Source organism: Sphingomonas sp. Ant20 (assembly GCF_000783375.1).
GTDB lineage: Bacteria > Pseudomonadota > Alphaproteobacteria > Sphingomonadales > Sphingomonadaceae > Sphingomonas > Sphingomonas aerolata.
This window is the reverse complement of sequence record NZ_JRVI01000167.1, coordinates 1-4382: the sequence shown is the minus strand read 5'-3', so window position 1 is coordinate 4382 and position 4382 is coordinate 1. Positions and strand designations below refer to the sequence as shown.

The window sequence follows — 4382 nt, the reverse complement described above, 5'->3', positions numbered from 1 at the left end:
CGCCTCACGCGCCGCCCGCCAATGACGAGGAAGCGCTCAAGATCGCCAAGCGCCGCCGCTCGGGCGCGCGTGCGCGCAGCGGCGAGGAGACGAAGACCGAACGCGACACCCGCGGCTATACGACGATCGTCGACCCCGCCCGCATCCGCACGCTCGCCGCACGCGGCGCGTCGATCGCCGCGCTGGCCGCCGCGTTCGGAATCACTGCCGAAGAGGTCGAGGCCGCCCTGCGCGACACTCCCGAGGAATGACCAGGGCGATCGTGGGTGGATGAGGGCGGACGTCCGAACGCCCACGCATCCTACGCGACGAAGCGGTCCTTCAGCGCCAGCATCGCGAGCGCCGCCTTCGCCGCGCCGCCGCCCTTGTCGCCCTCGGTCGGGCGCGCACGCGTGAGCGCCTGCGCCTCGTTCTCGGTGGTCAGGATGCCGTTGCCGATCGGCAGGCCGTCCATCGTCAGCGCCATGATCCCGCGCGCGCTCTCGCCCGCGACGATCTCGAAATGATAGGTCTCGCCGCGGATCACGACACCCAGCGCGACATAGCCGTCATAGGTCTCGCTCTCGGCCGCCAGCGCGATCGCGCCGGGCACCTCGAGTGCGCCGGGGACGGTGATCGTCTCGTGGCTGTGCCCCGCCGCCTCGATCGCCGCGCGCGCGCCTTCGATCAGCAGGTCGTTCAGATGGTCGTAGAACCGCGCTTCGACGATCAGGATATGCGCCATCAGTTGGGAGCCTTTTCGGTGTCGAGGGGAGCGATCGGGCGTTCGCCGACGATCGACAGGCCATAGCCGTCGAGCCCGACCAGCGTGTGGTGGGTGTTGGTGATCAGCACCATGTCATGGACGCCGAGCTCGGTCAGGATCATCGCGCCGACGCCGTAGTCGCGCAGCTCTTCCATGTCCGGGGTGATCTCCGCGCCTGCCTTCTTCAGCACGGCAGAGGTGAACGCGTTGCCGCGCGGCCGGTTGATGACGACGATCACGCCCGCGCCCTCGTCGGCGATCATCTGCATCGACCGTGCCAGGATCCGGCCGCGATCGCCCGATTCGCCGAAGATGTCGGCGAAGGGCGACAGCGCATGCATCCGGACGAGCGTCGGCTTGGCGGGGTCGATCCGGCCCTTGACCAGCGCGACCTGCTCGGTGCCCGTCGCCTTGTTCCAGAAGGTCAGCGCGGTCCAGTCGCCGCCCCATTCGGACGTGAACCTGGCCTCGGCGCGCTTCTCGACCAGATGGTCGTAGCGGCGGCGATAGGCGATCAGGTCGCGGATCGTGCCGATCTTGATATTGTGGAACTGCGCGAAGGTGACGAGGTCGTCCATCCGCGCCATCGTCCCGTCCTCGTTCATGATCTCGCAGATCACGCCCGAGGGGTTCAATCCGGCCAGCCGCGCGACGTCGACCGCCGCCTCGGTATGCCCGGCGCGGATCAGCACGCCGCCGTCGCGCGCGACGAGCGGGAAGACATGGCCGGGGGTGACGATGTCCGCCTTCTGCTTGGTCGCATCGATGGCCACCGCGATCGTCCGCGCGCGATCCGCCGCCGAGATGCCCGTCGTCACGCCTTCGAGCGCCTCGATCGACACGGTGAACGCGGTCTCGTGCCGCGTGCCGTTGTTGCGGCTCATCAGCTCGAGCCCAAGTTCCTCTGTCCGTGCTCGGGTCAGCGCGAGGCAGATCAGCCCGCGACCGAACTTCGCCATGAAGTTGATCTTCTCGGGCGTCGCCATCTGCGCGGGGATGACCAGGTCGCCCTCATTCTCGCGGTCCTCGTCATCGACCAGGATGAACATCCGGCCGTTGCGCGCCTCGTCGATGATCTCTTCGGGGCTCGACAGATATCCATGCTTCAGGCGCCCGAGTTCGGCGCTGCGTTCAGCCGGCATTGACACGGTAATGCTCCATCCGTTGGAGATAGCGGGCAAGGACGTCGATCTCGATATTGACCGTCCGGTCCGTCTCGATCGTCCCGAGCGTGGTCACGCCCCAGGTATGCGGGATGATGTTCAGGCCGAACTCAACCGCCTTCTTCCCATCAGGGCCGTCGACATCGCGGACGGTGTTGACGGTCAGCGACACGCCGTCGATCGTGACCGATCCCTTGGCGGCGATGAACGGCGCGATGTCCGCGCCGGCGCGGACGGTGACGCGGTGCGATCCGCCCTCCTCGACCACCGACACGACCGTCCCGAGCCCGTCGACATGGCCGGTGACGATATGCCCGCCCAGCTCCTCGCCAAGCTTCATCGCGCGTTCGAGATTGAGCGGGCGACCTTGCGTCCACTGGTCGCGCGCGGTGCGGCTGATCGTCTCGCCCGAGACGTCGACCGCGAACCAGTGCGGCCCGTCGCCGCCCGCGGACTTGTCGACCACGGTCAGGCAGACGCCCGAACACGCGATCGACGCGCCCAGGTCGATCGTGGCGGGATCATAGGCGGTCGCGATGACCACGCGTGTGTCGCCCTGTTGCGCCACGCTGGTGATTGTGCCGATGTCGGTGACGATTCCGGTAAACATTATCCCTCGTTTCGCTCGCGCTCGTAGACCTCGACTCGGTCGCTGCCAAGTTGCCGTGAATCGACGATCGACCAGCGTCCATGCGCGCTGGAAAGATCGCCGAGACCAATGTCGCCAATGGAATGCCGGCCGTTCCCGATAAGAATCGGCGCGCGGTACAGCAGCAGCCGATCGACCAGGTCCGCGGCAAGGAACGCCGACGCTACGGCCGCGCCGCCCTCGACCAGCAGATGGTCGCCGGGCAGGGCCGCAATATCCTGCGGATCGGCGATGACGTGCCATCCCGCGTCCGCATCGGGCGCTGTCCGCGACAGCAGCACGCGGCGCGGTGCCCGCGATTCAAGCCCGGCCAGCCGCACGTCGAGTCGCGGCGTATCCGCCTCGAACGTCCCGCGCCCGACCAGAATCGACTCGTGCCGACTCCGTTCGAGATGCGCATGCGCGCGCGCCTGTGGCCCGGTGATCCAGCGGCTTGACCCGTCCGCCATCGCGATACAGCCGTCGAGCGAGGTCGCAAGCTTCAGCGTGACATGCGGCTGACCGCGAGCGAGTCGTGTAAGGAACCCCGCCATCGACCGTCGCGCCTCGACGCGCGCACACCCGTCTCGACGCGGATCCCGGCGTCGCGCAACCGCGCCAACCCGCGCCCTGCGGTTCGCGGATCGGGATCCTGCAACGCCGCGACGACCCGCGCCACGCCCGCCGCGATCAACAGGTCGCTGCATGCCGGCCCGCGCAGCGATTCATGCGCGCAGGGTTCGAGCGTCACATAGGCCGTGGCTCCCCGCGCCTTCGCGCCCGCCTGCGCCAGTGCCATCGCCTCGGCATGCGGCCGACCGCCTGCTTGCGTCCAGCCGCGCCCGACGACGCGCCCGTCCGAGACGATCACGCAGCCGACACAAGGGTTGGGTGCCGTCCGCCCACGTCCCCGCGCAGCTAGCGCCAGCGCTGCCCCGACAAACCGGCCGGATTCGATGGTCAGATCCCCAGCGCCTTCAGCTTGTCGTCCATCCGCTTGAACGACGCGCGGGTTTCCTCCTCGCGCTTCTTCTGCTCAGCCAGGCGCGCGGCCTTGATCGGCGCGTCGATCTTCTGCTGCGCGACGATCTGCGCATCGGTGCGATCCGCGGGCCATTGCTCGACATAGACGATGTTCGGCCGATACTCGCGCTCGGCATAGCTGTCCTTCGAGAAGGCGTAGATCAGGAAGCCCGTGACGAGCATCGCCAGCGCAAGAAAGCCAAGCTCGTACGGCTGCCGGCCCCGGAGGAACAGGCGGAGGTCGCGATAGGCGCGGACCGGCGAGAAACGACTGAAAGAGCCCATCGCGCAAAGATAGGCATGCAGGCCCCCCAAGGCCAGTACCTTGGGCGACGACCCGGGGGGCCGACCTGCAGGCCCATCCTTGCGGCGGGTCGTCGCCCGCGGCTCAGTTTTCCAGCACGAACGACAGGTTCATCGTCTTCCACGCTTCGACCGCGACCCCGTCGCGCGTCGCTGGCCTGAACCGCCACTTCGTCAGCGCCCGGTCCAGCGTCGCGCGATAAAAGGCGTCGCTGGTGGCGGTGACCCGCTCGACCTGTTTCACGCGCCCGTCCGCGCCGATCAGCACGCGCAGGACGACTCGCCCCTCGCGCCCGGCCCGGCGTTCCTCGGACGGATAACCCGGCTGGAAATCCGCGGCATAGCGCGGGTCGATGCCCGGCTGGACGAACAGGGGCGACGGCTTGGGCGGATCGACCGCCACGCTGCCTGTGCCCGTGCCGACGACGTCGATCGGCGGGTTGAAGGGCAGCGGGTCGGGCACAACCTCGAACCCCTCGGTGGCCGGCGTCGGCACCTGCCGGACCGGTGCATCGGCGGG

Annotated in this window: 5 protein-coding genes and 2 pseudogenes; 1 reads left to right on the top strand and 6 read right to left on the bottom strand. The window is 68.5% G+C overall.

Going from position 1 to position 4382, the window contains the following annotated elements; translation table 11 throughout:
• Positions 1-251 (top strand): annotated as a pseudogene (locus NI18_RS25225) (hypothetical protein); the annotation flags it as partial.
• Between the two features lie 50 nt (positions 252-301).
• Here NI18_RS25225 and ribH read toward each other — a convergent pair.
• The 6 genes and pseudogenes from ribH to NI18_RS16655 all read right to left on the bottom strand — a co-directional run.
• The gene (gene ribH, locus NI18_RS16680; RefSeq protein WP_031440486.1) at positions 302-724 is read right to left on the bottom strand and encodes a 6,7-dimethyl-8-ribityllumazine synthase; all 423 of its coding nucleotides are present in this window, start codon (positions 722-724) and stop codon (positions 302-304) included.
• Positions 724-1887, bottom strand: coding sequence for a 3,4-dihydroxy-2-butanone-4-phosphate synthase (gene ribB, locus NI18_RS16675; RefSeq protein ID WP_037531593.1), 1164 nt, complete (start codon positions 1885-1887; stop codon positions 724-726). The genes ribH and ribB overlap by 1 nt, the downstream gene beginning before the upstream one ends.
• Positions 1877-2518, bottom strand: a complete 642-nt coding sequence (locus NI18_RS16670) for a riboflavin synthase (RefSeq protein WP_037531591.1) — start codon at positions 2516-2518, stop codon at positions 1877-1879. The genes ribB and NI18_RS16670 overlap by 11 nt, the downstream gene beginning before the upstream one ends.
• Positions 2518-3494, bottom strand: a pseudogene (gene ribD, locus NI18_RS16665) (bifunctional diaminohydroxyphosphoribosylaminopyrimidine deaminase/5-amino-6-(5-phosphoribosylamino)uracil reductase RibD). Before ribD ends, NI18_RS16670 begins: the two are co-directional and overlap by 1 nt.
• 2 nt (positions 3495-3496) lie before the next feature.
• Complete coding sequence (locus NI18_RS16660; protein ID WP_031396092.1) at positions 3497-3844, bottom strand: hypothetical protein; 348 nt, start codon at positions 3842-3844, stop codon at positions 3497-3499.
• Positions 3845-3947: 103 nt separating this feature from the next.
• Positions 3948-4382 (bottom strand): energy transducer TonB (locus tag NI18_RS16655; protein ID WP_157840569.1); only part of this gene is annotated, 435 nt, incomplete at its 5' end.

Coding starts and splice junctions, on each gene's coding strand:
- ribH (WP_031440486.1), bottom strand. CDS start 724: ATGGCGCATATCCTGATCGTCGAAGCGCGGTTCTACGACCATCTGAAC.
- ribB (WP_037531593.1), bottom strand. CDS start 1,887: ATGCCGGCTGAACGCAGCGCCGAACTCGGGCGCCTGAAGCATGGATAT.
- NI18_RS16670 (WP_037531591.1), bottom strand. CDS start 2,518: ATGTTTACCGGAATCGTCACCGACATCGGCACAATCACCAGCGTGGCG.
- NI18_RS16660 (WP_031396092.1), bottom strand. CDS start 3,844: ATGGGCTCTTTCAGTCGTTTCTCGCCGGTCCGCGCCTATCGCGACCTC.